Raw genomic sequence first — 26323 nt, 5'->3', positions numbered from 1 at the left:
ATTCTTTCTGCTCCTTTTTATAAAATATTTAAAATTATATTAACATTTAAATTATTCTATATTTTAAAATATATCCTTAGACTATTATTATCGACAGATATTCTAATAATCTATTAAGTATATTTACTTCTCTATCCGAAAAGAAATTTGTATATTCTGCATAAGTAACCTCAATATATTCATTTAAAACTAAAGCTATTGAAAGTAACATTAAAGTATTTTTCTTTAAATATTTTTTTTCATAAAGACATTTATGAACTTCAAGTACATTATCAACAAATTTGTCACTTTTTTCAACAATCAATGATGATAGTCCTAGTAATAAATAATATTCTTTATCTAATACAATATTATTATCATAAAATATTTTTTTTATATCTTTAAGCTTTTCTAGTCTACCTAGATAATTTTTATTATCTGAGAGCATTAAAGTAGATACTGAATATAATCCTTTCTCTTTATTTATCCCTTCATTAATTAATGTATCATAAATTTCAAAATAATCTTTTAATACCTCATCACTCTCTTTTGTAAACATTGAAAGGTTTAAAAAGCATAAATTTCTTAAGCTACATTCTTTTCCTATACTATATCTAGATTCTATATTTTCTTTTATGTATATCATTTTTTTTATAATATTATCATATTCTATTTCAGGAAATCTAACACTTATATTAAATGATATAAATTCAGTTAACTTGTCCAATTCAAACCCTTTACTAATCAAATGATTGTATATCATTGATGTGTCTTTAATTATTTTCTCATAATTATTATTTGAATATAAAAAAATAGACATTACTTTTTTCATTTCTGAATTAAAGTTAAATCCTATATCACTCTTTTTTATATATTTTCTTATTTCTTTTAGTTTTATATAATCAATTTCTTCATTAGTTATAGTATATAAAAAACTTTCCAAAACTTTAATTTTACTACTATCAAGTCTTAATGACTTATTTACATTATCATAGTATTCTTTAAAAATATTTACTTTACTTCTCAGATCTACATCCATACTACCAACCTCTTAATTTTAACAATATATTTAATACTATATTATTTCTACATACTATTATTGTCAATATTATTATATATAAATTTATGCTAGAATATTTCTACTATTTTGGATATTTTATATTTAATGTGTATGAAATAAACTAATATACCAAAGTGACGTTGTATATTCTCTGTGTCAAACAAGAAAGCAAGTTCAGTTAATAGCAAGCTATTGTGGCTAGATTTGTTTACTCAGTATTACACAAAATAGACGAGTTTACTGGTATATTATTTTTTTAATGTGCCTAAAGAAGCTCTAGGATACCATAATCCTTAGAGCTTCTTTAATATATGTTCTAAAAAAATTTGTTCATTAAAATTACATTGTTATATTTAAATATCAGATATAACACTTATGATATTTATGAATTTTATTAATTAGAACGTATATATTACAATATTAATTATTATTTAAATTCCTATTTTTCTAAATTTATCATATCTTTCATTTAATAATTCATCTATTTCTGTAAATCTAACTTCTTTTAGTGAAATTAAAATTTCTTCCTTTATCATAAGAGTTTGCTTAAGTGGATTCTTATGTGCTCCCCCTTTAGGTTCCCTTACTATTCTATCTATAATACCAAAGTTTTTTAAATCTTGTGCTGTTATTTTCATAACTTCAGCAGCTTCTTTTGCTCTTTTACTATCTTTCCATAAAATCGAAGCAAAACCTTCTGGTGAAAGTATTGAATATACAGCATTTTCTAGCATAAGTATTCTATCACCAACAGTTAATGCCAAAGCACCACCGCTTCCACCTTCTCCAATAACAATTGAAATAACTGGTACTTTAAGTCTACTTAATTCAACAAGGTTATTTGCTATAGCACTTCCTTGACCTCTTTCTTCTGCTCCAACACCACAAAATGCTCCTGGTGTATCTATAAAACAAATCACTGGTCTATTAAATTTTTCCGCTTGTTTCATAAGTCTTAAAGCTTTTCTATATCCTTCAGGGTTTGGCATACCAAAGTTTCTTTCAATATTTTCATTAGTACTAGAACCTTTTGTTATAGCAACTACAGTAACATTTATACCTTCTATTGAAGCGACTCCACCTATAACAGCTTTATCATCTCCAAATAATCTGTCACCATGAAATTCAATAAAGTCTTTAAATATATTATCAATATAATATTTTGCCGTAGGTCTTTCCTTGTGTCTAGCAATCTCCACCTTTTCCCATGGTGTTACTGTTATAGCTTTCATTAATTCTTTATTCATATCTACCAACTCCATGTAAAACAAGAATTTTATATATACATGATCTTATATTTTTTCTTTCTACAATCTTATCAACAAAACCTTTTTTAAGTAAAAATTCCGCTTTTTGAAATGAATCAGGGAGAGTTTCTTTAATTGTATTTTCTATTACTCTTCTTCCTGCAAATCCTACCAAAGCATTTGGTTCACTTAAAATAATATCACCTTCCATAGCAAAACTTGCTGTTACACCTCCAGTAGTTGGATCTGTTAAAACAGTAATATATAAAAGTCCTGCATCATCATGTTTTGCTATTGCACTACTTATCTTAGCCATTTGCATTAATGAATATATTCCTTCTTGCATTCTTGCACCACCAGAAGCAGTAAAGATAACAACTGGCATTTTATTTTCAGTAGCATATTCTACTATTCTAGTTATCTTTTCTCCAACAACAGTTCCCATGCTTCCCATCATAAAGAAACTATCCATTATAGCACATGCTATCTCTACTCCATTAAGTCTTCCTACTCCTGTAACTACTGCTTCATTGCTATCTACAGCACTTTTAGCCTTTTTAAGTTTTTCTTCATACCCTTCAAAGTTAATTGGATCATTAGTTGTTAAACCTCTCCACATTTCTTTAAATGTATCTTTGTCAAAAAACTGTTTTATTCTTTCTTGTGGACTTATTCTAAAGTGATAACCACACTTTGTACAGACATGTTTATGATTTTCTAAATCTTCATAATAAATCATACTATTACAACTATTACATTTGGTCCACATACCTGAAGGGATATTAGGTTTATCTTCAGGTATTTTTGCAGTAACATTATTTTTAAGTACTGAAGGATTAACAGTAGCATATTGATTTTTTCTAAACAAATCTTTAAGCATTATTCTTCACCATCTTTTCTGCTAAAAATGACGTATCATACTCTCCTCTTAAGAATTCTTCAGTTTCAAGTATAGAAAATTGAAAATCTATGTTTGTCCTAACCCCACCTACTGCAAATTCACCTAAAGCTCTTTTCATCTTAACAATTGCTTCATCTCGTGTTTTTCCATAGGTAATAAGTTTGGCAACCATTGAATCATAACAATATGGAATTTTGTATCCACAAAATATTGCTGAATCTATTCTTACTCCCATCCCACCTGGAAGACAAAGTTCTGAAATTTCTCCTGGACATGGTCTAAAATCATTTTCTGGATCTTCTGCATTAACTCTACATTCTATAGCATGACCTGTTATCTTTATATCTTCTTGAGTTAATGATAATTTTTCACCATAAGCTATCTTTAATTGTTCTTTAACTAAATCTACTCCTGTAATCATCTCTGTTATAGGATGCTCTACTTGTATTCTCGTATTCATTTCCATAAAATAAAAATTATTATTTTTATCAAATAAGAACTCTATTGTACCAGCATTCTTATAATTAACAGCTTTTGCTGCTTTTTTTGCAATTTCACCCATGTTAGTTCTAATTTCTTCAGTTAGTATATTAGAAGGAGCCTCCTCTAGTACCTTTTGATTTTTTCTTTGAAGAGAACATTCTCTTTCTCCTAAATGAATAACATTACCATGTTCATCAGCTAAGATTTGAAACTCAATATGTCTTGGATTTTCAATAAATTTTTCTATATATAATCTATCATCACCAAAACATGCCTTAGCTTCTGATTTTGCAGTTTTATATCCTTTTAAAAATTCTTCATCATTTCTTGCAACTCTTATTCCTTTACCGCCGCCACCTGCTGCTGCTTTTATCATTATTGGATAACCAATTTCTTTAGCAATACTTAAAGCATGTTCTTCATTCTCTATAGAACCTTCATATCCTGGTACAACTGGAACATTAGCTTTTTTCATTATTTCTCTAGCTCTTGCTTTATCACCCATTAATTCAATAGATTCATAGTCTGGCCCTATAAATTTTATATTACATTCTCTACACATCTTTGCAAATTTAGGGTTTTCTGATAAAAATCCAAATCCCGGATGTATTGCATCTGCGCCTGTTAAAACACAAGCACTTAAGATATTGGTAATATTTAAATAACTGTCTTTAGCTGCAGCTGGTCCTATGCAAATTGCTTCATCAGCTAATTGAGTATGAAGTGCTTCTTTATCAATTTCTGAGTAAACAGCAACTGTAAGAATTCCCATCTCTCTACAAGCTCTAATTATTCTAACTGCAATTTCTCCTCTGTTTGCAATAAGCACTTTTTTAAACATAAACTTCACCTATCCTATAGCAAAAAGTATTTCAGCTTCACAAACTGTTTTCCCATCAACTGATGCTATTCCTTTACCTATTCCTATTGGTCCTTTTAATTTAATTATTTCACAATATAAATCTAATCTATCTCCTGGTACAACTTTAGCTTTAAATCTTACTTTATTAGTTCCAGCAAATAATGGTGTTTTACCTTTAAACTTTTCCATAGAAAGAATCGCTACTGCTCCTGTTTGAGCTAACGCTTCTATTTGTAAAACCCCTGGCATAATAGGTTCTTCTGGATAATGTCCTTGGAAGAATTCTTCATTTGCAGAAACATTTTTATATCCTCTTACAAATAATTTTTCTTCTATATCCATCTCAGTAACTCTATCAATAAGTAAAAATGGATATCTATGAGGTAAAATTTCCTTTATTTCTTTTATATTTAACATCTAATTACTCCCCCTTTATAGCAAATAATTTTTGACCATACTCTACCATATCTCCATCTTTTGCAAAACACTTAACTATTTTTCCGCTATATTCACTTTCAATTTCATTCATAAGTTTCATTGCTTCGATTATGCAGATAGTTTGACCTTTTTTTATATCATCTCCCTCTTTAGCAAAAGGATCACTTTCAGGAGATGGTGATGAATAGAATGTACCCACCATTGGTGAAGTAATTATTGTTGCATCACCTAAATCATCATTTTCAACTTCTTTTTTAGCTATAGTTACTTCTTCTTTTAAATTTGTTTTATTAATTTTTTCATTCTTTTCATAAGCAACCTCTTTTGATGTTTGTTTTTCTATATTGGTATCCTTATTAGAAGCTTCTCCTAAATTTCTAGTTAATGATTTATCCATTTTTATATAACTTTCATCAGTCTTTATTTCAAAAAATGCTAAATCAGAAGAATTTACCACATTAATAAGTTCTTTAATTTTTTCAAAATCCATAAAAATTCCCTCCTAAATTACTATTCCCATCTTTTAAATAGTAATGTTGCGTTATGTCCACCAAAACCTAAAGAGTTTGTTAAAGCATACTTAACATCTTGTTTTCTTCCTATATTAGGTACATAATCTAAATCTAACTCTTCATCTTTTGTTTCATACCCTATTGTTGGAGGAATAAATCCTTCTTCTAAAGCTTTTATACAGATTACTGATTCAATAGCTCCAGCTGCTCCTAATAGGTGACCTGTCATTGATTTTGTAGAAGATATTGGTATGTTATAAGCATCTTCTCCAAAAACTCTTTTAATTGCAGCTGTTTCAAATTTATCATTTAATTGAGTTGAAGTTCCATGTGCATTAATGTAAGAAACTTCATTTTCTTTTATTCCAGCTTCATTTATTGCTTGAAGCATAGATTCTGCTGCTCCAACTCCATCTGGATGTGGAGATGTAATATGATAAGCATCACAAGTTGAACCATAACCAACTATTTCAGCTAAAATTTTAGCTCCTCTTGCTTGTGCTGATTCTAAAGATTCAAGTAATAAAATCCCTGCTCCTTCTCCCATTACAAAACCACTTCTATTTTTATCAAAAGGAGTAGATGCTTTAGATGGATCATTAGATGAATTAAGTGCTTTCATGCTATGAAAACCACCTATTCCAATTCTTGTGATTGGAGCTTCTGCTCCCCCTGCTAACATTATGTCTGCATATCCATGCTTTATTGCTCTAAACGCATCTCCTATATTGTTAGTTCCAGTTGCACATGCTGTTACTACCGATGTACAAGTTCCTTCTAAACCATATTGAATTGCAATATTTCCTGCTGCTAAATTTATAATAGCCATTGGAACAAAAAACGGAGACATTCTTTTTGATTTTCCTGTAACTAACTTGCTACACTCACTCTCAATTGTAGCAAATCCACCTATTCCTGAACCTACCATAACTCCAAATCTCTTTTTATCAACTTTATCTAAATCTATGCAAGAATCTTTTATTGCTTCATCTGCTGCAACCATTGCCATTTGAGCAAATCTATCTAGTCTCTTACACTCTTTTTTTCCTATTATATCTTCTGGATTAAAATCTTTAAGTTCTCCAGCAATCTTAACATCAATTAAATCATTATCGATTAATTTTATAAAATCTATTCCTAATTTACCTTCTTTACTATTTTCCCAAAACGTATCTACATTATTACCTATAGGAGTTAATGCTCCCATTCCTGTAACTACAACTCTTCTTTCCATAACTCTCTAATCCTCCACTACATTACCATTCCACCGTCAACGTTTATAACTTGACCTGTGATATATTTTGACTCTTCACTAGCAAGAAAAGCTACAACACCTGCAACATCTTCTGTAGTTCCAAATTTCTTTAATGGTATGTTTTTCTTTGCTTCTTCTTTTACTTTATCACCTAAAGTGCTTGTCATATCAGTTTCAATAAATCCTGGTGCTACTGCATTTACATTAATGCCTCTTCCACCTAACTCTTTAGCTAAAGATTTAGTCATTCCTATAACCCCTGCTTTAGAAGCAGCATAATTTACTTGCCCTGCATTCCCAACAACACCAACTACTGATGAAATATTTATTATTTTTCCATGCTTTTGTTTTACCATAACAGGAGTAACTGATTTTAAACAATTAAAAACTCCTTTTAAATTTACATCAATAATGCTATCAAAGTCTTCTTCTTTCATTCTAAGTATAAGTGTATCTTTTGTAATTCCAGCGTTATTTACAATAATATCTATAATTCCGAATCTTTCTTTTGCTGTATTTATAAGATTTTCCACTTCATTTAAATTACTTATGTCACCTTTAACAGTTAAAACTTCAACACCCATTTTTTCTATTTCAGCAGCAACTATTTTAGCTTCTTCTTCACTACTTCTATAATTTAAAACTATATTTGCTCCAAGTGAAGCAAGCTTTAATGCAATGGCTTTACCTATTCCTCTTGCTGCACCTGTAATAATCGCACATTTTCCTTTTAACATATTAATATAAATCCTCCTTAAGCTAGTTAGCTTCTAAGCTCTTTAATACTTTATTTAATGATTCCATATTTTCAACATTTAAAATTTGAACATTTCTATTAATCTTTTTTACAAATCCGCTAAGTACCTTACCTGGACCTACTTCAATAAATGTATCTACACCATTTTCTATCATATCTTCAATAGTTTTATCAAAAAGTACTGATGACCTTATATGTCTCTTTAATAAATCCTTAATATCATCATCTTCTTTATACGGTAATCCCTTAACATTTGAATACACAACTTTATTTAATTCTTTTATATTTACTTTTTCTAATGCATTGTAAAATTCTTCACTTGCTGGTTTTAAAAGTGAACTATGAAATGGTCCACTTACTTTTAAAGGTATACCTAAGCCACCAAGTTCTTTAGCTATTTTTACTGCTTCATCAATTGCTTTATTTTCTCCTGCAATTGCTACTTGTTTAGGACAATTATAATTTGCAGCTTCAACTATTCCAAATTCACTTGCTTTTTCTAATAACTCATCTATTTTATTATTATCAAGTTTTAATATAGCAGCCATCTTTCCAAGACCTTTTGGAAGTGAATTACCCATTATTCTTCCTCTTTCTTTTACAAGAAGTAATCCATCTTCTAATGAAAGTGCTCCACCATATATTAAAGCTCCATATTCACCTAAACTTAGTCCAGCAGTATATTCAGCATTAATGTTATTAACTTCAAGAGCTTTTAAAGCAACTAAAGAAGCAATTACTATTGTAGGTTGAGCATTTTCAGTTTGCATCAATGCTTCTTCTGGACCATTAAATATCATATCCTTTATAGGCATATTTAATATTTTTTCTGCATTGTCTACTATTTCTTTACATTCTGGTATTTCTTCATAAAATTCCTTTGCCATACCTACATATTGAGCTCCTTGCCCAGGAAAAAGGAATGCTATTTTTCTCTTATTCATTATTTCCTCCAAACAGCTTGAATCTTTCTTTTGCTTCATTAAACATTTCTTCAATTATTTCTTTAGAAGTTTGTTCTTTGTTAACTAATCCTGCAATTTGACCTGACATTATAGAACCATTATCCATATCGCCTTCAACAACAGCTTTTCTTAATGTACCTGCACCTAGTTTTTCTAGCTCTTCAACATCTGCTCCACTTTTTTCTAATTTAACATAATTTCTAGAAAGTTTATTTTTTATAACTCTTACTGGATGTCCTGTTGATCTTCCTGTTACTTCTGTATCTATATCTTTAGCTTTTAAAATCTTATCTTTATAATTTTGATTTACAGTACATTCCTTAGACACTAAAAATCTAGTTCCAACTTGAACACCTTCAGCTCCTAGCATAAATGAGGCTGCAACTCCTCTTCCATCACCTATTCCACCTGCTGCTATTACCGGAATACTCACTGCGTCTACAACTTGTGGTATTAAAGCCATAGTAGTTAATTGACCTACGTGTCCACCTGACTCTGTTCCTTCAGCTATAATGGCATCCGCACCTGCTTTTTCCATTCTTTTAGCAAGAGCTACTGATGCAACAACTGGAATTACTTTTATATTATGACTTTTCCACTTTTCCATGTATTTTCCTGGACTTCCTGCACCTGTTGTAACAATAGATACTTCTTCTTCACATACTAAATCTGCTATTTCTTCTGCATTTTCAGACATTAACATTATGTTTACACCAAATGGCTTCTTAGTTAATTTTTTAGCTTCTCTTATTTGATTTCTAACCCATTCAGTTGGTGCTGCACCTGTTATTATTCCTATTCCACCAGCTTCACTTACAGATGCTGCTAAAGAAGCATCTGCTATCCAAGCCATACCTCCTTGAAATATAGGGTATTCTATATTAAGTAATTCGCATACTCTATTATTCTTCACTAAAATTTCCTCCTAGTAATTTTATAAAAATACTAAACTTTATAAGTAAATCGGGAATACTTATAATTGCATACCCGATTTATTTGTCTTTTATTTTTTTATATTAGTTGTTTGTATGTTTTTCTACATATGCAACAGCATCTTTTAAACTCTTTAAATTTTCAACCTCTTCTATTTGAATATCATATTTTTCCTCTAATTCAATTACAACTTGGAATAAGTCTAAAGAATCAGCTCCTAATTCTTCAAATGTTGTATCTAAAGTTATTCCATCGCTTTCTACTCCTAATTGTTCACATATTACATCTCTAATTTCTTCAAATAACATATTTTTTTCCTCCTAAATTTTCCTTATATCTTATCTATTTAAATTTTAATTTTATAACTCTTTATTTTAATATATATGTTCTAATTAAGTTATTACATTTATAATCTTTTATATAATTTTTATACAAATATTATCTTTAATTAATAATATCAAGTTAGAAGCATATATATCATAAATTTTCTATATAAGTTCCTCACTATAGTGGGCAGTAATATAATTTATAAATATTTAAAAATTTATATTAATGAACAAACTTTATTGGAACTTATATAAATTATTTGTATTTATATTTTTAATTACCATTCTACTAATGTAGCTCCATAACTTAAGCCTCCACCAAAAGCAACTAAAAGTATTTTGTCACCATCATTTAACATATTTTTTTCATACATTTCATTTAATGCTAATGGGACAGATGCTGATGATGTATTACCTACTTTATCTAAATTCAAATAAAATTTATTTATATCTAAATTTAATTTTCTAGCAACATAATCTAAAATTCTTACATTAGCTTGATGTGGTACTATATATTTTATGTCATTTAGCGAAACATCTGTGTTTTCTAGTACTCCATCAATTGCTTTAATAATCGCTGATGTAGCGAATTTAAAAACTTCTCGGCCATTCATCTCTACATATTGTTTAGTTTCAGATTTTTCTTTAGTAAATGGAGTATTAAATTCTAATGCTCCTATAGTTAAAGAGTCTCCTTTTTTACCTTCTGTTTTTAAATATGAATTTATTATTCCCTTTTTTTCATCCTTTACAAGTACAGCTGCTCCTGCTCCATCACCAAATAGTATACAAGTTGATCTATCAGTCCAATCAACAACCTTTGAAAGTGTTTCTGCACCAATAACTAATGCATTCTTGTAATTTAATGATTTCATTAATGAATTTGCAGTTTCTAATGCATATACAAACCCTGAACAAGCAACATTTATATCAAATGCTGCTGCATTATCAGCATTTAACTCTTTTTGAACTAAACATGCTACTGATGGCATAAACATATCTGGAGTAATTGTTGCTACAATTATTAAATCTAAATCTTCTCCTTTAATTCCAGCTCTTTTAAGGGCAACACTAGATGCTTTTATAGCAATTTGTGATGTATTTTCACCTTCAGATATTCTTCTCTCTTTTATACCTGTTCTTTCTACTATCCACTCATCATTTGTAGTAACAAATTCACTAATTCTATCATTAGTCACTACTAATTCTGGTAAATATGCCCCTATTCCCCCTATTTTAATGTTCATAACATTCTCCTTAATTATTCTAATTTATATTTTTCTTTTAAAAATTTATTTATTTTGCTTAATGAGGAAGTTAAGATCTCTTCTTCATTTGGATTTAATCCTTCTATTGAACTAGTAACCATATCTTCATGAAATTTTTCATGTAATCTATAAGCAAGTTTTCCCCTTTTAGTTAAACTAATTAAAACCACTCTTCTATCTTCTTCTATCCTATTTCTCTCAACATATCCTTTTTTTATAAGTTTATTAATTGCTGTGGTTAAAGTTCCAACAGTTATTTTCAAGTCTTGAGCTACTTCAGACATAGTTCTTTTAGTATACATTCCTATTGCTTCAATTGTATGTATTTCAGTAATTGAAAGATCTGATATTACGCCCTCTCTCAATGTATGTTCTTCTATTTGTAAAATATCATTAAACAATTGTACTAAAAGTTCATTAACCACCTTTTTAGATTTTTCCATTTATATTTTCCTCCAGTTAAAGCATTGATAGAATTTTACCCCAAGCCTCAATAATTTATACAATCAAATATTTTGATAATCAAAATATACTACAATCAAATTAAGTTGTCAATCTTTACTTTTGACAAAATTTAATAAATAAGCGTAATATTATACCCGAATCTTTTATTTGGTATACATTTATGCTATAATTATTACAATATTTTAAACTGATTAATTATTTTTACATAAGAAGGAGGACAAAAATAATGAATAAAAAATTAATTTTAACTATAGTATTGACATTAAGTATGTTTTTAGTAGGATGTTCTTCAAACTCAACTAGCAACCCTAAAAATGATAATAATACAAATAATACTGTGGTAGAAGATTCAAAAGACACAGATAAAAATGCTACTAATAATAAAGAAAATAAACCTGTTGAAACTCCAAAAAACGACAAACAAGAAAAAGAGAAATTTTCTATATATACAATGGATGCTGATAGTATGAGCATTAAAGAAATTTCAAATATTGAGTTATCTAAAGACTTAAGTTTAGATAATAAATTAAAAGAATTATCAAAAGCTCTTTCTGAAAAAGTTTTTGAAGGATTACCAATTGAAGTTAAATCTATCGATAATATAGATGGTAAAAAAATCGCTACTATTAATTTAGAAGAAAATGCTACAAATAAAAATGTTACTTCTAATGCTGATTTAAAGAAACCAAACTGGGTAGCTAATAAATTACAAGGTTCTACTGGTGGAGAAGTTTCAGAATCTAGCTTATTAGAAACATTCCTTCAAGTAAAATATAAAGGTGAATGGATTGATGGGGTTAAATTCTTATATAAAAATGAACCAATCGAATTTGAACACACACCTAATTTATCAGGAATTCAATATAGAAAATAATATAAAAGGAGAATCTTTAAAGATTCTCCTTTTATATTAAACTTATAATATTCTATTTTATATAATCTTCTACTATTTCACCAAAATATAATACGTGCTTTGATTCTCCTATGCCATAAAATTTTTGCTTTATTTCTTCATCAAGAGTATCAAAGTCCATACTTTGTTTAAACATTATTTTACATTCATAATATTTATTACATCCATTAACTATAGGTGTTTTTACTTTTTTGCTAGGTATAAATTTAATATTAGCTTCCTTCTCTTTATCTATATCTCTACCTGATTTTGTGCCACATATAGCTAACTCTTCTTTCATAGTTCCATCATAAGGGATACTTACTGTATAACTATCTCCAGAATCTAAAAATTGTTTTGTATATCTTGTTTCTCTGACTAAAGCCATAAATATTGGTCTTCTCCAAATATATCCTATTGTTCCCCAACTTATAGTCATCGCATTAGCTTTTTTCTCATCTCCTGCTGTTAAAAATGCTCCTGTCTTATAAAGATTATCCATTGATATTTCTAATCCATCTGTAAAAGTATTTTTCATATTTATACCTCCCAATTGTTCTTATATATTATTAAAATAATATTTATTATTTTATATTCCAACTTTTTTACTTCTTCTTTCCATCACTACTACATCGTGCCAAATTCCATCTTTCATTTTCCCTGCTTTTTCCCAATACCCAACCTTTCTAAACCCACACTTACTATGTAAATTTATACTTGCTTCATTTGTTGAAATTATTAAAGATTGAAGAGACCAGATTCCTTCCCGTTCTGATTCTTCTATAACACTATTTAATAACTTTCTTCCAATTCCATTTCCCTTATAACCTTCTTTAATATATATACTTAATTCTAAAAATCCATTATATACTTCCCTTGTAAAAATCTTAGATAATGCTACCCACCCTACTATTTTTTCATCACTTTTAGCAATTAATCTACAGGTTTTTATATGCCCTTCATTCCATTGATTGTATGATGGAAGCTCTGTTTGAAATGTTGAAATTCCTGTTTTTATTCCTTCATTATATATATTCATCATTTCATTAAAATCTTCTTTTTTCATTTTATCAATTATAATGTTCATTGCCCCTCCAAATAATAAAAATTATCTTATTGCTTATTCATATACTACATCAAATAAATCTTTATACTCTTTTAACTCTCTTATTGAATCTAGCTCAGTATCTTCTTTCATATATTCTAAAAATAAATCATTTAATTCTATACTTTTTTGTACATCTTTTAAAGCTTTTAATTGTTCTCCTATATTAACATAAAAACAAGCCCTATTATAATACAAGAAACCTTCATCTAAATTTTCTTTTATCCCTTCATTTATTATATTTATTGCACTAGTAAAATCATTATCTTCTCTATAAATAACAGCCAAATTTAAAAAACTGTAAGGATATTTAGGATTACTTAATATAGATTTTTTATAATATTCTACACTTTCTTCTCTTCTGTTTAATTTATTTAATATTACCCCTTTATTAAACAATATTCTATAATGATATGAATCAATTTCTAATGCTTTATTAATATATCTTAATGCCTCTTCATTTTTATCTAATTCTTCTAAAATACATGCTATATTTGCATATCCCCATAAATCCTTTGGATTTAATTCAATAGATTTATTATAATATTCTATTGCCTTATACATCTCTCCTAATTCATCATATATATTAGCTAAGAAAAAATACGCCTTATCATAAGATGCATCTTTTTGTATTGCCTTTTTATAATACTTCTTAGCATTTTCTAAATCTCCCAACTCATCATATATTGTTCCCAAACCATAATAAGCTCTCGAATCATTTCCATCTAAATTTATTACCTCAAAATATTTTTCTTTTGCTTCACTTTTAAGGCCTATTTCATCACATAACAATGCCATATCAAGCAAAAATTCTATATCTTTTTTCCCTATATTTAATGAATAAGCTTTCTTGTAAAATTTAAGAGCTTTTAATAAGTTTCTTTCACTTTTTAAATTTCTAGCCATATTTAAATAATTATCATACAAATAATTCTTATTTTCCATTCAAAATTCATCCTTGCCATAAAAGTTTTCTAATAACTCAGGCACATGAAATAAAAAAATAGACAAAATATACGTGAATACTAATCTATTATTTTCTTGAATGTGCCTAAAAATAAGTATATCACTTAAAAATTTAAAAATAAAATGCTTTTATAATAATTTATTTCTTCATTATAAAAGCATTTATATTAACTGTATTTTTAAATCCTGCTATTAAATATTTTTCAACATCTTACATTTAACAGTTCTATTTTTTACAATATTCTTTATCTTACATATATTTTACCTTGTACATTATTGATTGTTGATATTAACATTTAATATTCTTACTAAATACAAATTAAATACTTGTTAATTATATTAAATATGCATAATTACTTAGATTCTAATATTCTTGCAGACTCATTTGTTATCTTAGTTAACAAATTATACTCTTCTCCTAATATTTCTCTATAACGATTATGTAACTTTAATCTATATTTTTGTATATCTTTTTGTATTTTTTCACCTTCATCAGTTAAACATATATGAGATAGTTTTCCTTCAGTTTTTCTCTCAACCAAACCATTTATAACTAATTTATCTATAAGTCTAGTTATTGTAGATGGTTTTAAATGTAATTCTTCACTCAATTCCTTTTGTGTTATTCCTGGTTTAAACTTTACACCAAGAAGTATGTATACATATGTAGGAGACAATCCTAATGGTTTCAATTCATCTTCAGCTATTTTAGCTGCTATCTTTTTTAATCTAGTTGCAGTGAAAAATAAACATTCGCAGAAATTTTGTTCAAGCATTATGTCCTCCGTTCTAAATTCTTATAATTTAATATGTTATAAATAATATATTAAAGATAATTTGTAAAATTTGCAACTAAATTGATTCCAGTATTTTATATAAGGTATAATCAAAAAAACAACAAGTCCATCTGCTAAGCCTATTTTTCTTCATATTCCTAAAAATATTTCTTTATCCTATATTTATGTTATTAAAATGCTTTATTACTTATATAATAAAAAAGTTGATTACTATTTAAATAATCAACTTTTTTAACTTCTATTTATTTAACAAGTAATTGTTCCTTTGCGTGAACCATTGATGTAAATAAATCATTATATTGTGTATTTATATTAAATTCTTTTCCTTTTCTAGATACGTATCCATTTATATAATCAATTTCTGTAAGACGGTGATTTTGAATTAAATCTTGGTGCATTGATGGATAGTGTTCTCCAGCTTGACTTGGATCATATATTGCTTCTATTCCATTTGCAACTTTTTCAACATTTAATTCTACTCCATATTTAGTAGCAACGTCTGAAAATTCTTTTATTATATTACGAATAAGTTGAGGTGCTTGTTTTAATTCTCCAAACTCTTTGATATTACAATCTAAAATTGTACAACAACTATTTAAAGTTCCATTTACACAAGCTTTACGCCAAATTGAAAATATAACATCTTCACTATAATGCGCTTTTAATCCTGCTTTATTTAATACATCACAAATTTCTTTTGCTTCTACTTCCATACTTGGATCAATGTTTTGTACTTCTAAACTTCCATCTCCTGATAATACAACATGTCCAGGTCCAGCTAATCCCGCTGTCCATAAAGTTACTCCCATAAGTATATTTTTGCTATCAACATATTTTTCAAGAGTTTCATTATGACCTAGTCCATTTAATAAACATAATACTTTAGTATTTTTTCCTAAAATATTTTTCACAGATTTTAGCATAGGTTCTAATCCCATTGATTTTGTAAATAAAATTGCTAAATCCGGAATTTCTACAGCATCTTCTGGTAACATTGCTGGTATTTTTACCTTCTTAAGTTGTCCATTTTCTTCTACTATCAATCCTTGATTATTTATGTTATTAATATGATCCTTCCACCCATCTATTAAAAAAACTTCATTTCCAGTCTCATGCAACATATATCCATAACGTGAGCCCATAGCTCCAGCTCCAACAATTGCAATTTTCATTTTAATCCACTCTCCTCTTTTGCATATATTACAAATTAAATATATTTATAAATATTTTCATCATATAAATGTAGAACTTTTCTACAGAACCAGTCAATAACAAATGCACCTACAAAAGGTATAACAACAAATGCTACTAAGACTCCAATAATTGATCCTGTTGAACCATTTATAGCAGCTAAAGGACCAACTAATCCTACTAATCCAAATCCAGCACTATTAGGTGTACCTACAATATTAAATATATAACAACCTACTCCACTTAAGATACCATTTGCAATAATAGGTACGGCTATTATCGGGTATTTAACTAAATTTGGCATCATCATTTTCATGGCTCCTAACAATACTGATAACGTAACTCCACTTTCATTTACTCTCTTTGATCCAATTACCAAAACAGCTGTACAAGCAGTAACACCAATAGCTGCCGCTCCAGCACCTAACCCTGTTATACCTATTGCAATACCTATTGCTACAGTTGAAATTGGTGAAATAATTAAAATTGAGAATGAAATACTAATTAAAATACACATTAACAATGGTTGTAATACTGCAAAGTTATTAATTAAACTTCCTATTATTGCAGTAATTTGTCTTACATATGGAAGCATAAGCATTCCAACGACACCAACGCCTGCTCCAATAATTGGTAATAATAATATTGTTAATGATCCTAGTTTATTTCCTATTAGTCTGACAACATATACAGCTATACATGCAACTAACATTATATTTATCAGATCACCTATACCAACCATTTGTACCCCATGTTCAGTAACCTTATAAGCACCTGATCCCAAAAATACCGCTGCTCCAACAATAACTGATTGCATAGGATTAAGATTGAATTGTAATCCTACTAACACACCTACAATAACCGGCACTATGAATTGCATAATGTTTACAGCATTATAAAGAGTAGCAAATATTGGAGAAACATCTATTAACCCTTTAAATATTGAACCTAAAATTGCATTTGGAATTAAGCCAACAACAATTCCAGTTGCAGTTCCAGCCAAAACTTTATTTAAATAATCTTTAGGTGTTAATTTAACTTTTTCTATACTATTCTTTTGTTTCATATTTCTCCTCTTCCTATTTATAAATTTTTAAAACTATTGTTTATTTTTTATCATTCTAATTTTTACTTTTTTAAAGTTATGTATTGGATAAATTACTAGTAATTCATTAAAAGTTAGTTATATTGATTTAAAACTTAATGTATAATTTCTCATTTGTATGTACAACTAACTTTGCGAAAGTAAATATATCATATTTGAAAACAAATTTCAACAAAGCAAAATTATAAAAGTTAAAAAAATAACAATATATTATATAAATCAACAATATTAGAACACTTTTATAAATAAATGTTAAAAATTTCTCAATATTTTTTTATATTTAAATAAAAAAACTAAAAATTAAATGCTTTTCTAATAACTTATTTTGTCATTAAAAAAGCATTTATTATAATATCTATTAATAATTTTTATAATTCTTAAATTTTACTTTATTTTTTTATTAATCCAATTAATAATAGTATAAGAAAAGATTAAATTCTTCTTTTTATAAACAATTCACATATTGATAATAATACTACAATTATTTCTATATAATTACTCAATAACTATTTTAATTCTTTATATAATAATTTTCCTTTAACTTTAAACTTAAAATAATTCATTCATATTTTCTTCTATTTAATTATTCAACATTATACTTATTTAGTTCATTAATAAAATTATAAATTTCATTATAATACATAAAAAAAATATTTTAATATTTAATTCTTTTATATCAATAATTATTCTTATATTTTTTGACATATATCTCATAATAATATTGGTTAAGCTTGGGTTAATAAGAAAAAAATATATTAATTGATAAAAAATATAAAGAAATATATATAATTAGTCGATAATAAATATGTTTTTATATTTATGTTGGAATTATAATTAATAAATTTTAAAAAACACATTTTAAAAATTTGGAGGAAATAGAATGAGAAACTGGAAAGTAGACGTTGATGGCATAAGCCATACTATAGAATATAAGAAAGGATTCAAAAATAAAGTTATTATAGACGGTGAAGTACAAAAGTTAAAATCATCTAGTTCTTTAATTAATTTAATTGACTATGAAATATGTTTTGGTGATACAAAATGTAATTTAGTGGCAATAGGAGGTAAAGTTGATTTAGCTGTAAATGGAGTGTTTTTAAATAAAGGAACCAAATATGAACCAGTAAGTGGTTTACCTTCTTGGATATGGGCACTTTTAGCTATAAATGTAATAGGAGGATTTCTTTTAGCAGGAGTATTATGTATGTGTATAGGATTAATATTTAGTATGCTATATATACAAGCTGCACTAGAAAAGAAAAAAAGTTCTGTTATAATGTGGTTTATCCTTAGCTGTATTTTACAAGTAATACTAGCATTTGGAATAGCAGCAATGCTTTTTTAATTTATAAATTAACAATATTGTGTTATCAATCATAAAAATTTAAATAAAACAATAACTAATAAAAACTTTAAAGCTAAAAAAACTGTATAAGTATTTTTTAGCTTTAAAGATAATTATATGTTATTTAAATTATTTTAAATATATGTATGCATCATAATGCCTTTAAAACATTTTATATCAAATCTATCGGATTATGAACATACCATCTTTTAGCCATTCTATCGGTAAATTCATCTGTCACTAATTCAAATTTACTATTTTCTTCTTCTAATTCTTTTTCTATACCATATTGAACTTTTTCTCTCATTAAAGCAATACTCATCATACCTTCTATATCTTCTAAAGAAAGCTTATCTTGCTCATCTTTTATAGATAAATTTAATTTACCTACATATTTAATAAATTTTGGTTTTAATTCATCCAATATTATCCTTACTTAGTTTATTAATAAAATCATAAATTTCCTTATACTAATATATTTTAATTTAACATTATTAAGTTATATCTAAGAATAACTTTAAAGTATAATCTTTTTATACATCATTTAAAAATTAAGATTAAGTTTCTTGATCTTAATTATAAAAGTAAAGAAAAAGTTGCTTTAATCCTAAAAATTTACTTTTTGTTTATTTTTCTTTATTTACATTTTATTGTATATTTTTCTTTTTTATGGTATAATTCAAAATGTTTCGAGTCAAATATTTGTTTTAAAGGAGATATATGTAAATGAAAAAATTTAAAAAAGCACTGAGTATGTTAATGTCTGTATGCATTTTCACTGGTATGCTAATAATAAGTGGTTTTACTCAAAATGTACAGGCTGTTGAAACTAATCAAACTAATGTGGTAAATAATGATGTAACAAAAGAAGATAATCCAGTAGAATTATACTATGCAAAATTTGAATTCATAGGGTATTATGCTGGTAGCACACATGGCTATATACGTGTAAAAAATCTTGCATATGATAAAAAAGTTATAGTACATTATGCTGAAAATTATGGTAAATCATGGCAAGATAAAAATGCAGAATATGTAAAAACAAATCCAGATGGTTCGGAAATTTGGCGTTTTAATATAACTACAAAATATCAAGGATCCGAATTCGCAATAAAATATGAAGTAAATGGTAAAACTTACTGGGATAATAACAATGGTAAAAATTATAGTGTTGGTCTAACATACCACGACGTTCAATTAGGTAGAAATAATATCTGTGTAAAACTGTCAAGCTTTTCTCCAGATAGTGAATATGAAAAACTTTCAGCAAAAATCTGTGTACGAAATACTGGTAAGAAACCAACTAATGTAAAACTTCGTTATAGTCAAGATAACTGGAAAACTTATAAAGAAGTAGATGCTGAACCAGCACAAAGCTATGGTAATGAAGTTTTAGATTACATTGCTCGTACAAATGATGTTGATAAAACTTCAAAAGATATTAAATATGCAGTATATGCTGTAATAGACGGTGTCGAATATTGCGATGACAACTTTGGTTCTTATTATTCTGAAGATGTACGTTATTAATACAAATCCTTATAAATAAAGAAATAGAGATCAATTGCTTGCATAATGTTGCTAAATAATTGACCTCTATTTTTTTATAATTATTATTTAATATCTCCTTTAATCTTTCCGTATTTCCATAATGCTAACATTGCATTTACTGATTGTTCTGCTGTTGAATAAGCTGGTATACCATGATCTCTTAATTTCATTATTGCTCTATGACATTCTTCTCCACCTTGGCATTCCATAATAAATGGTTTATTTAAATGTTTATAAGTCTCATGAATTTCAATTACAATATCAACTACTGCATCAACATCAGTTACCGCTGTTGGACAAATTGATCCTAAAATGCCATTAACATTTGGATCTCGCATTGCTTGAGTAAATGCACCTTTATATTGTATAGGAGATGCTGTTCCAGAAATATCTACTGGATTTAATGGAGAACCAAACATAGGCATATATGCTTTAATTCTTTCCCCTAATCCTTCTGAGATATCTTTTAATTCTCTAAGTGGCATTCCACATCTTTCAAAATGATCACAACTTAATAAGCCTGAACCTCCACCATTAGTTATCATAACAATATTTTCACCTTTTAATGATGGTTGACTTCCTAATGCTAGAGAAATATCTAAAAACTCCTGCCATGTTGTAGCTCTTATTGCACCTGCTTTTTTAAATATTTCATCATAATATGAATCATCTGTTCCCTCATTTTCTGATGCAGTATGAGCAAATGCAGCTTTAATTCCAATTTGAGAGCCTCCAACCTTTATTGTAACTATTGGTTTTATAGGATTAATTTTTTTACATATATCTATAAATGCTTCAGGACTATCTAATCCTTCAATATATACAGATACACATTTAGTGTTATCATCCCTACCGGCATAGCTTATAAATTCACAAAAATCTACATCTGCTTTATTTCCTAATCCTACAAAGAAACTCATCCCAAAATGATCTTTTTGAGAAGTTCCAAGTGCTGCTAAAAGATTAGCACCTGATTGTGATATCATAGCCACAGGCCCCTTTATAGGTAAATAAGGTATAAATCCACAATTAAAATTTAAGTATGGACTTCCCATTCCAACAAGATTTGGCCCTATTAATGGTAATTCATTATCTCTACAATATTGAGTTAATTCATTTTGAAGCTCTCCTCTTCCAATTTCTTTAAAAGCACTAGTTGCTATAACTACTATTTTAACCTTTTTTTCTACACATTGTTTAAGTATCATTTTTACAATATGGGCTGGAACTGCTACAAACACCAAATCTATTCCATCAGGAATATCAATTACTCTTTTATATGATTTTAATCCACATACATAATCTGCTCTTGGGTTTACTGGATATATTTCCCCTTTATATCCCCAATTATTTAAACCTTCAATTACTTTATATCCAACTTTAGTATTATATCTACTAGCTCCTACAACAGCTATTGATTTAGGATTTAAAGCATACTTTAAATTATTGACTACATATTCACGAGTAAATTCAACCTTCATTTATTTTCCCTCCTTTGAACTATTACAACACTTAACATTATTTACATGTGTTCTATCTTGAAGGAAATCATCAGTAAATACACATTCTTCCCAATATCCATTTTCATCATCTAAGCGACATACCCATCTTCTATACTGCCTCTTAGTATCAGCTTCTTTAATCTCTTCAATCTCTCCATATCCATCTAATATCTTTCTTATTTTATTCAAATCAGTTAATTCATTATAAGCCGTAATCATAATGTCATATAAAGAATCACTAAATTCAAACACATTATTTAACTCTGATATTTCTGATAATTCATCAACAATTGCAGCTTTTCTAGCACTAGGTATTATTTGGAACAATCTTATTAAATACATCTTCATACTCAAACCTAAAGCTCTAAAGTTTAAATAAATCATTGGAAGTATTATTCTCTTTTCATCCACTATTTTCATAAAATCTTTTTTCATAGTTTCACTATCTAATCCTGATAATTCAGCTAAAACATCATAATCTAGCATATCACTAACTGATTTTGTGCTATTTATAGCATCTATTATTGAAAAATCTATTTCATTTATCCTATCTTGAACTTTAAATAATTTTTCTATTTGTTCTTTTCCCCATACATGCTTTCTATAACCATCACCTGGTGCATCCCACATGTTCACATTTGATTCTCTTACGTCTCTTCTTATAGGACATAAATTAACATAATCAACATAATAACTATTTTTCCATGGAGCTATTACATCTGATAATAAATTATCTAATACTCTCATATGATTTCCATTAAAAAAGTCAAAATCTCCACTTGTTTCATATCCTGTACAAATATCATCTTTATTTTGGAACCACTTAGAAAGAACTTCTTTTTGCTCCTTAGTTGTACATTCTTTTAATTTAACTACCCAATAATAAAGCCCCCAACCATAAACTTGGGTAGCTGGATTCATAACAAACATAATTAAATGCTCATCATACATTCTTTTAAGTCTATTTTTTATTTCTTCTTCCTCTACTCCAGTAACTTGTGAAATATAATTTAAATTAAAAACTTCAGGATATATTTGATAGCAAGACTTAGCAATATTGTACGCGCTCATTTCTGCACTATCTAAAGGTACGGTACCATTTTCAGTAAATCCAATGCCTCTAGGCTTAAAAAAGTAATTATCCATCCAACCTTGTCTTCCTTCAGTGCCTAATTCATAATTTTTATCTGACATACCTTCAACTCCTTATTTTTTTATAAAACAGCTGATTAATAACTTATACATTTAATAAATTTCGCTATGTTTTAAATGTATATATAATTAGATAAAGTAAGATAATCAACACGCTCCTAAAACATAGCTTATATTGAATATAACTTATTAATAACTGATATATTAATTTTTAATATTTTTTTAATATTCATACAGTATATACATACTATTAATAAAAAAAAATATGCAGTTGATTTTTTTACTAATCAACTGCATTATTCTATACTTTACTATTTTTATAATTATTATTTAATAAGATATTCCTATATCTTTTCTATAATAAGCATCTTTAAATGTAACACCTTTAATATTTGAGTAAGCATTTTCTCTAGCTTCCTCTACATTATTGCCAGTTCCAATTACAGATAATACTCTTCCACCATCAGTTTTTAAAATATTGTCTTCTAATTTAGCTCCAGCTAAAAATACTTTATCTTTTACATTTTCATCTATTTCTATTTTATATCCTTTAGTAAATTTTCCTGGATATCCATTTGAAGCTAAAACTACATTTATACATACACCAGTATTCCATTTTATATCTATATTAGCTAGTTCTTCACTTAAAGCTGCTTGAATAACTTCTAAAAGATCACTTTCCATTAAATAAAGTACTGATTGTGTTTCTGGATCTCCCATTCTAACATTATATTCTAAAAGATATGTTCCTTTTTTAGTAATCATAAGACCAAAAAATATGATTCCTTTAAAATCAAATCCTTCTTCTCTAATACCAATTAAAGTTTTATCCATTATATTTTCTTTAAAATCTTTTAAAATTTCTTCAGTCACATATGGATTTGGTGCTAACACCCCCATGCCTCCTGTATTAGGCCCTTTTCCACCATCAAAGATTTGTTTATGATCTTTAGCAGATATAAATGGAATTATTGTCTTTCCATCAGTTATTGATAGTATTGATGCCTCAACACCTTCTAAAAATTCTTCAATTACTATTTTTTGTCCTGCTCCATTAAATATATCATCTAACATATATGAGTTTACTGCTTTAACTGCATCTTCTTTAGTTTCACATATAGCTACACCTTTACCAGCTGCTAATCCATCAGCTTTAATTACTGTTGGATAAGAACACTTTTCTAAATATTTTAACGCCTCTTCTGCATTATTAAATGTTTCATATTCAGCAGTTTTAACTCCATATTTTTTCATAAATTCTTTAGAAAAACTTTTACTACCTTCAAGCATTGCTCCATTTTGTGCTGGCCCAAATATTTTTAATCCCTCTTTTTGAAACTTATTAACAATTCCTTTTGTTAAAGGTTCTTCTGGACCTACTATTGTGATATCTATAGCTTCTTTTTTTGCAAAATTAATTAATTCTTCTATGTCAGTTATATTTATATTTTCACATTTATTTTCTATCGCAGTTCCTCCATTGCCCGGTGCTACAAAAATTTTTTTAACTTTTGGACTTTTTGCAAGCTTCCACGCTAATGCATGTTCTCTACCACCTGAACCAATTAAAAGTAATTTCATATATGTTTCCTCCCAAAATTCAAAAGTTAGATATTTAATTTACGCTATGTTTTAACTGAATGTTGATATTTTAGTATAAGGTTGAACTAGAATGCAAATTTCTCTATCTATGACCTTATACTACAATATCAACACGGTTTAAAAAAATAGTTTAATGTTTAAAGTGTCTAAGCCCTGTAAACACCATTGCAATTCCATGTTCATTACAAGCATCTATTGATTCTTGATCTCTCATGGAACCACTAGGTTGAATTATCGCTTTGATTCCAGCCTTAGCAGCTTGATCAACTACATCTCTAAATGGAAAGAATGCATCTGATGCAAGTATTGTAGCACCTTTTCCTCTTCTCAAAGCATCTTCTGTTGGCCAAATTCTATTAACTTGACCTCCTCCAATTCCAAGTGCTATTCCATCTTTAGCAACGACTATAGCATTAGATTTAACATATTTAACTACTCTCATTCCAAATAATAAATCTTCCATTTCCTCTTCAGTAGGTTTAACTTCAGTTACAACTTTTATTTCATCAACTAATTTATTATCCTCTTGTTGTACTAGCATTGCTCCATCTACTGTAACCATGTACTTTTCTGACTTTGGAATACTATTAAATTTAAGAACTCTTAAGTTCTTTTTAGTTTTTAATACTTCTAAAGCATCTTCATCATAACCTGGAGCTGCTATAACCTCTAAGAAAATTTTAACCATTTCTTCTGCGGTTTTCTTATCTACCTTTCTATTAAATGCAACTATTCCTCCAAATATAGAAGTTGGATCAACTTCATATGCTTTCATATATGCTTCATAAGCATCTTTTCCTATAGCCACACCACAAGGAGTATTATGTTTTAATGCACAACATGATGCTTTATCAAACTCATTTGCACACTTCCAAGCTATATCAACATCTTTAAAGTTATTATAAGACAACTCTTTACCGTTTAATGTATCAAAAGTATTCATAGCACCATCAAGCATTGTTGAAGAATAAACAGCTGCACTTTGATGAGAATTTTCACCATATCTTAATCCTTGCATTTTCTTATATGAAACTGAAAGATATTCTGGATACTCTTCTTCATCTTCTAATAAAAAGTTTGAAATAGCTCCATCATAAGCGCTCATAAGATTAAATACTTTGCCAGCTAATTTTTTCTTAGTCTTTAAGGAAGCCTCTCCATTTTCTTTTATTTCATCCATTACAGTCTTATAGTCATTCTTATCTGAAATTACAATAACATCTTGGAAATTCTTAGCAGCAGCTCTAAGCATTGTAGGGCCACCAATGTCTATGAATTCCACCTTTTCTTGAAAATCTAAATCTTCATTAACTTTTTCAAAGAATGGATAAAGATTTACAATTACATAATCTATTGTATGAATTTCTCTTTTCTTTAAAGTATTCATATGTTCTTCATTATCTCTTATAGCAAGTATTCCTGCATGTACTAATGGATGAAGTGTTTTAACCCTTCCATCTAACATTTCTGGAAAATTAGTAACTTCATTTATTTCAATTACATTTACTCCATTTTCCTTTAAATATCTATAAGTACCCCCTGTTGATACTATCTCAACATCTTTAGAAATTAAAAATTCAGCAAAATCTAAAACTCCATCCTTATCAAATACACTTATTAAAGCTCTCTTTTTCACTAGAATACCTCCCATTATTTAATTAATA

27 protein-coding genes are annotated in these 26323 nt (G+C 27.8%); 3 read left to right on the top strand and 24 right to left on the bottom strand.

Going from position 1 to position 26323, the window contains the following annotated elements; genetic code table 11:
• Nucleotides 1-76 precede the first annotated feature (76 nt).
• The 13 genes from ACYUET_RS11510 to ACYUET_RS11450 all read right to left on the bottom strand — a co-directional run bounded on the left by ACYUET_RS11510 (nucleotide 77) and on the right by ACYUET_RS11450 (nucleotide 11429).
• A complete protein-coding gene (locus ACYUET_RS11510) occupies nucleotides 77-1018 on the bottom strand; it encodes a DUF4003 family protein (RefSeq protein WP_460279755.1) in 942 nt (313 codons plus the stop codon).
• Between the two features lie 452 nt (nucleotides 1019-1470).
• Nucleotides 1471-2286: an acetyl-CoA carboxylase carboxyltransferase subunit alpha gene (locus ACYUET_RS11505; protein ID WP_460279753.1), complete on the bottom strand. Its 816-nt coding sequence runs from the start codon at nucleotides 2284-2286 to the stop codon at nucleotides 1471-1473.
• Nucleotides 2279-3166 carry an acetyl-CoA carboxylase, carboxyltransferase subunit beta gene (gene accD, locus ACYUET_RS11500; RefSeq protein ID WP_460279751.1) on the bottom strand — a complete coding sequence of 296 codons (888 nt, stop codon included), beginning with the start codon at nucleotides 3164-3166 and terminating at the stop codon, nucleotides 2279-2281. Before accD ends, ACYUET_RS11505 begins: the two co-directional genes overlap by 8 nt.
• The gene (locus tag ACYUET_RS11495) at nucleotides 3159-4511 is read right to left on the bottom strand and encodes an acetyl-CoA carboxylase biotin carboxylase subunit (protein WP_460279749.1); all 1353 of its coding nucleotides are present in this window, start codon (nucleotides 4509-4511) and stop codon (nucleotides 3159-3161) included. The genes accD and ACYUET_RS11495 overlap by 8 nt, the downstream gene beginning before the upstream one ends.
• A 9-nt stretch (nucleotides 4512-4520) precedes the next feature.
• Nucleotides 4521-4949 carry a 3-hydroxyacyl-ACP dehydratase FabZ gene (fabZ, locus tag ACYUET_RS11490; protein ID WP_460279747.1) on the bottom strand — a complete coding sequence of 143 codons (429 nt, stop codon included), beginning with the start codon at nucleotides 4947-4949 and terminating at the stop codon, nucleotides 4521-4523.
• Between the two features lie 4 nt (nucleotides 4950-4953).
• The gene (accB, locus tag ACYUET_RS11485; RefSeq protein WP_460279745.1) at nucleotides 4954-5460 is read right to left on the bottom strand and encodes an acetyl-CoA carboxylase biotin carboxyl carrier protein; all 507 of its coding nucleotides are present in this window, start codon (nucleotides 5458-5460) and stop codon (nucleotides 4954-4956) included.
• A gap of 20 nt (nucleotides 5461-5480) precedes the next feature.
• Nucleotides 5481-6716: a beta-ketoacyl-ACP synthase II gene (fabF, locus tag ACYUET_RS11480; RefSeq protein ID WP_460279743.1), complete on the bottom strand. Its 1236-nt coding sequence runs from the start codon at nucleotides 6714-6716 to the stop codon at nucleotides 5481-5483.
• Between the two features lie 17 nt (nucleotides 6717-6733).
• A complete protein-coding gene (fabG, locus tag ACYUET_RS11475) occupies nucleotides 6734-7474 on the bottom strand; it encodes a 3-oxoacyl-[acyl-carrier-protein] reductase (RefSeq protein ID WP_460279740.1) in 741 nt (246 codons plus the stop codon).
• A 22-nt stretch (nucleotides 7475-7496) separates the two neighbouring features.
• Nucleotides 7497-8438, bottom strand: coding sequence for an ACP S-malonyltransferase (gene fabD / locus ACYUET_RS11470; RefSeq protein ID WP_460279738.1), 942 nt, complete (start codon nucleotides 8436-8438; stop codon nucleotides 7497-7499).
• Entirely contained in the window at nucleotides 8431-9372 is a 942-nt protein-coding gene (gene fabK / locus ACYUET_RS11465) for an enoyl-[acyl-carrier-protein] reductase FabK (RefSeq protein WP_460279736.1), read from the bottom strand. The genes fabD and fabK overlap by 8 nt, the downstream gene beginning before the upstream one ends.
• A gap of 103 nt (nucleotides 9373-9475) precedes the next feature.
• Complete coding sequence (locus ACYUET_RS11460) at nucleotides 9476-9700, bottom strand: acyl carrier protein (protein WP_460279734.1); 225 nt, start codon at nucleotides 9698-9700, stop codon at nucleotides 9476-9478.
• A gap of 296 nt (nucleotides 9701-9996) precedes the next feature.
• Entirely contained in the window at nucleotides 9997-10965 is a 969-nt protein-coding gene (locus ACYUET_RS11455) for a beta-ketoacyl-ACP synthase III (protein ID WP_460279732.1), read from the bottom strand.
• A gap of 14 nt (nucleotides 10966-10979) precedes the next feature.
• Nucleotides 10980-11429 carry a MarR family winged helix-turn-helix transcriptional regulator gene (locus tag ACYUET_RS11450; protein WP_219778912.1) on the bottom strand — a complete coding sequence of 150 codons (450 nt, stop codon included), beginning with the start codon at nucleotides 11427-11429 and terminating at the stop codon, nucleotides 10980-10982.
• Nucleotides 11430-11677: 248 nt separating this feature from the next.
• Between ACYUET_RS11450 and ACYUET_RS11445 the strand changes: the two genes are divergently transcribed.
• Nucleotides 11678-12325, top strand: a complete 648-nt coding sequence (locus tag ACYUET_RS11445; protein WP_460279729.1) for a hypothetical protein — start codon at nucleotides 11678-11680, stop codon at nucleotides 12323-12325.
• 52 nt (nucleotides 12326-12377) lie between these two features.
• On the opposite strand, the gene ACYUET_RS11440 is transcribed toward ACYUET_RS11445, so the two are convergent.
• From ACYUET_RS11440 to ACYUET_RS11415, 6 genes are all read right to left on the bottom strand, one after another.
• The gene (locus ACYUET_RS11440; protein WP_460279727.1) at nucleotides 12378-12881 is read right to left on the bottom strand and encodes a flavin reductase family protein; all 504 of its coding nucleotides are present in this window, start codon (nucleotides 12879-12881) and stop codon (nucleotides 12378-12380) included.
• Between the two features lie 51 nt (nucleotides 12882-12932).
• Nucleotides 12933-13430, bottom strand: a complete 498-nt coding sequence (locus ACYUET_RS11435; protein WP_460279725.1) for a GNAT family N-acetyltransferase — start codon at nucleotides 13428-13430, stop codon at nucleotides 12933-12935.
• 33 nt (nucleotides 13431-13463) lie between these two features.
• Nucleotides 13464-14393, bottom strand: a complete 930-nt coding sequence (locus ACYUET_RS11430; RefSeq protein WP_460279723.1) for a tetratricopeptide repeat protein — start codon at nucleotides 14391-14393, stop codon at nucleotides 13464-13466.
• A gap of 374 nt (nucleotides 14394-14767) precedes the next feature.
• Nucleotides 14768-15190, bottom strand: coding sequence for a MarR family winged helix-turn-helix transcriptional regulator (locus ACYUET_RS11425; RefSeq protein ID WP_460279722.1), 423 nt, complete (start codon nucleotides 15188-15190; stop codon nucleotides 14768-14770).
• A 263-nt stretch (nucleotides 15191-15453) separates the two neighbouring features.
• On the bottom strand, nucleotides 15454-16383 hold the full coding sequence (locus ACYUET_RS11420) for a 2-dehydropantoate 2-reductase (RefSeq protein ID WP_460279720.1): 930 nt from the start codon (nucleotides 16381-16383) through the stop codon (nucleotides 15454-15456).
• A 35-nt stretch (nucleotides 16384-16418) separates the two neighbouring features.
• Nucleotides 16419-17468: a PTS sugar transporter subunit IIC gene (locus ACYUET_RS11415; RefSeq protein WP_460279718.1), complete on the bottom strand. Its 1050-nt coding sequence runs from the start codon at nucleotides 17466-17468 to the stop codon at nucleotides 16419-16421.
• Nucleotides 17469-18387: 919 nt separating this feature from the next.
• Between ACYUET_RS11415 and ACYUET_RS11410 the strand changes: the two genes are divergently transcribed.
• Nucleotides 18388-18852: a hypothetical protein gene (locus ACYUET_RS11410; protein ID WP_460279716.1), complete on the top strand. Its 465-nt coding sequence runs from the start codon at nucleotides 18388-18390 to the stop codon at nucleotides 18850-18852.
• A 172-nt stretch (nucleotides 18853-19024) separates the two neighbouring features.
• Here ACYUET_RS11410 and ACYUET_RS11405 read toward each other — a convergent pair whose 3' ends face one another.
• Nucleotides 19025-19276 (bottom strand): hypothetical protein, encoded by a 252-nt coding sequence (locus ACYUET_RS11405; RefSeq protein ID WP_460279714.1) that lies wholly within the window; start codon nucleotides 19274-19276, stop codon nucleotides 19025-19027.
• Nucleotides 19277-19578: 302 nt separating this feature from the next.
• On the opposite strand from ACYUET_RS11405, the gene ACYUET_RS11400 reads away from it, so the two are divergent.
• Nucleotides 19579-20382 carry a hypothetical protein gene (locus ACYUET_RS11400; RefSeq protein WP_460279712.1) on the top strand — a complete coding sequence of 268 codons (804 nt, stop codon included), beginning with the start codon at nucleotides 19579-19581 and terminating at the stop codon, nucleotides 20380-20382.
• 83 nt (nucleotides 20383-20465) lie between these two features.
• Here ACYUET_RS11400 and ACYUET_RS11395 read toward each other — a convergent pair whose 3' ends face one another.
• The 4 genes from ACYUET_RS11395 to purH all read right to left on the bottom strand — a co-directional run bounded on the left by ACYUET_RS11395 (nucleotide 20466) and on the right by purH (nucleotide 26295).
• Nucleotides 20466-21884: an acetate--CoA ligase family protein gene (locus tag ACYUET_RS11395; protein WP_460279710.1), complete on the bottom strand. Its 1419-nt coding sequence runs from the start codon at nucleotides 21882-21884 to the stop codon at nucleotides 20466-20468.
• Nucleotides 21885-23099 carry an AsnC family transcriptional regulator gene (locus tag ACYUET_RS11390; RefSeq protein WP_460279708.1) on the bottom strand — a complete coding sequence of 405 codons (1215 nt, stop codon included), beginning with the start codon at nucleotides 23097-23099 and terminating at the stop codon, nucleotides 21885-21887.
• 288 nt (nucleotides 23100-23387) lie between these two features.
• Complete coding sequence (purD, locus tag ACYUET_RS11385; RefSeq protein WP_460279706.1) at nucleotides 23388-24638, bottom strand: phosphoribosylamine--glycine ligase; 1251 nt, start codon at nucleotides 24636-24638, stop codon at nucleotides 23388-23390.
• A gap of 151 nt (nucleotides 24639-24789) precedes the next feature.
• On the bottom strand, nucleotides 24790-26295 hold the full coding sequence (gene purH / locus ACYUET_RS11380; RefSeq protein WP_460279704.1) for a bifunctional phosphoribosylaminoimidazolecarboxamide formyltransferase/IMP cyclohydrolase: 1506 nt from the start codon (nucleotides 26293-26295) through the stop codon (nucleotides 24790-24792).
• Nucleotides 26296-26323 lie beyond the last annotated feature (28 nt).

The sequence above is a fragment of the Clostridium sp. CTA-5 genome, assembly GCF_054768135.1.
The sequence above is the reverse complement of the archived record's forward strand: the minus strand, read 5'-3'. Positions and strand labels throughout refer to the sequence as shown.

Coding starts and splice junctions, on each gene's coding strand:
- ACYUET_RS11510 (WP_460279755.1), bottom strand. CDS start 1,018: ATGGATGTAGATCTGAGAAGTAAAGTAAATATTTTTAAAGAATACTAT.
- ACYUET_RS11505 (WP_460279753.1), bottom strand. CDS start 2,286: ATGAATAAAGAATTAATGAAAGCTATAACAGTAACACCATGGGAAAAG.
- accD (WP_460279751.1), bottom strand. CDS start 3,166: ATGCTTAAAGATTTGTTTAGAAAAAATCAATATGCTACTGTTAATCCT.
- ACYUET_RS11495 (WP_460279749.1), bottom strand. CDS start 4,511: ATGTTTAAAAAAGTGCTTATTGCAAACAGAGGAGAAATTGCAGTTAGA.
- fabZ (WP_460279747.1), bottom strand. CDS start 4,949: ATGTTAAATATAAAAGAAATAAAGGAAATTTTACCTCATAGATATCCA.
- accB (WP_460279745.1), bottom strand. CDS start 5,460: ATGGATTTTGAAAAAATTAAAGAACTTATTAATGTGGTAAATTCTTCT.
- fabF (WP_460279743.1), bottom strand. CDS start 6,716: ATGGAAAGAAGAGTTGTAGTTACAGGAATGGGAGCATTAACTCCTATA.
- fabG (WP_460279740.1), bottom strand. CDS start 7,474: ATGTTAAAAGGAAAATGTGCGATTATTACAGGTGCAGCAAGAGGAATA.
- fabD (WP_460279738.1), bottom strand. CDS start 8,438: ATGAATAAGAGAAAAATAGCATTCCTTTTTCCTGGGCAAGGAGCTCAA.
- ACYUET_RS11460 (WP_460279734.1), bottom strand. CDS start 9,700: ATGTTATTTGAAGAAATTAGAGATGTAATATGTGAACAATTAGGAGTA.
- ACYUET_RS11455 (WP_460279732.1), bottom strand. CDS start 10,965: ATGAACATTAAAATAGGGGGAATAGGGGCATATTTACCAGAATTAGTA.
- ACYUET_RS11450 (WP_219778912.1), bottom strand. CDS start 11,429: ATGGAAAAATCTAAAAAGGTGGTTAATGAACTTTTAGTACAATTGTTT.
- ACYUET_RS11445 (WP_460279729.1), top strand. CDS start 11,678: ATGAATAAAAAATTAATTTTAACTATAGTATTGACATTAAGTATGTTT.
- ACYUET_RS11440 (WP_460279727.1), bottom strand. CDS start 12,881: ATGAAAAATACTTTTACAGATGGATTAGAAATATCAATGGATAATCTT.
- ACYUET_RS11435 (WP_460279725.1), bottom strand. CDS start 13,430: ATGAACATTATAATTGATAAAATGAAAAAAGAAGATTTTAATGAAATG.
- ACYUET_RS11430 (WP_460279723.1), bottom strand. CDS start 14,393: ATGGAAAATAAGAATTATTTGTATGATAATTATTTAAATATGGCTAGA.
- ACYUET_RS11425 (WP_460279722.1), bottom strand. CDS start 15,190: ATGCTTGAACAAAATTTCTGCGAATGTTTATTTTTCACTGCAACTAGA.
- ACYUET_RS11420 (WP_460279720.1), bottom strand. CDS start 16,383: ATGAAAATTGCAATTGTTGGAGCTGGAGCTATGGGCTCACGTTATGGA.
- ACYUET_RS11415 (WP_460279718.1), bottom strand. CDS start 17,468: ATGAAACAAAAGAATAGTATAGAAAAAGTTAAATTAACACCTAAAGAT.
- ACYUET_RS11410 (WP_460279716.1), top strand. CDS start 18,388: ATGAGAAACTGGAAAGTAGACGTTGATGGCATAAGCCATACTATAGAA.
- ACYUET_RS11400 (WP_460279712.1), top strand. CDS start 19,579: ATGAAAAAATTTAAAAAAGCACTGAGTATGTTAATGTCTGTATGCATT.
- ACYUET_RS11395 (WP_460279710.1), bottom strand. CDS start 21,884: ATGAAGGTTGAATTTACTCGTGAATATGTAGTCAATAATTTAAAGTAT.
- ACYUET_RS11390 (WP_460279708.1), bottom strand. CDS start 23,099: ATGTCAGATAAAAATTATGAATTAGGCACTGAAGGAAGACAAGGTTGG.
- purD (WP_460279706.1), bottom strand. CDS start 24,638: ATGAAATTACTTTTAATTGGTTCAGGTGGTAGAGAACATGCATTAGCG.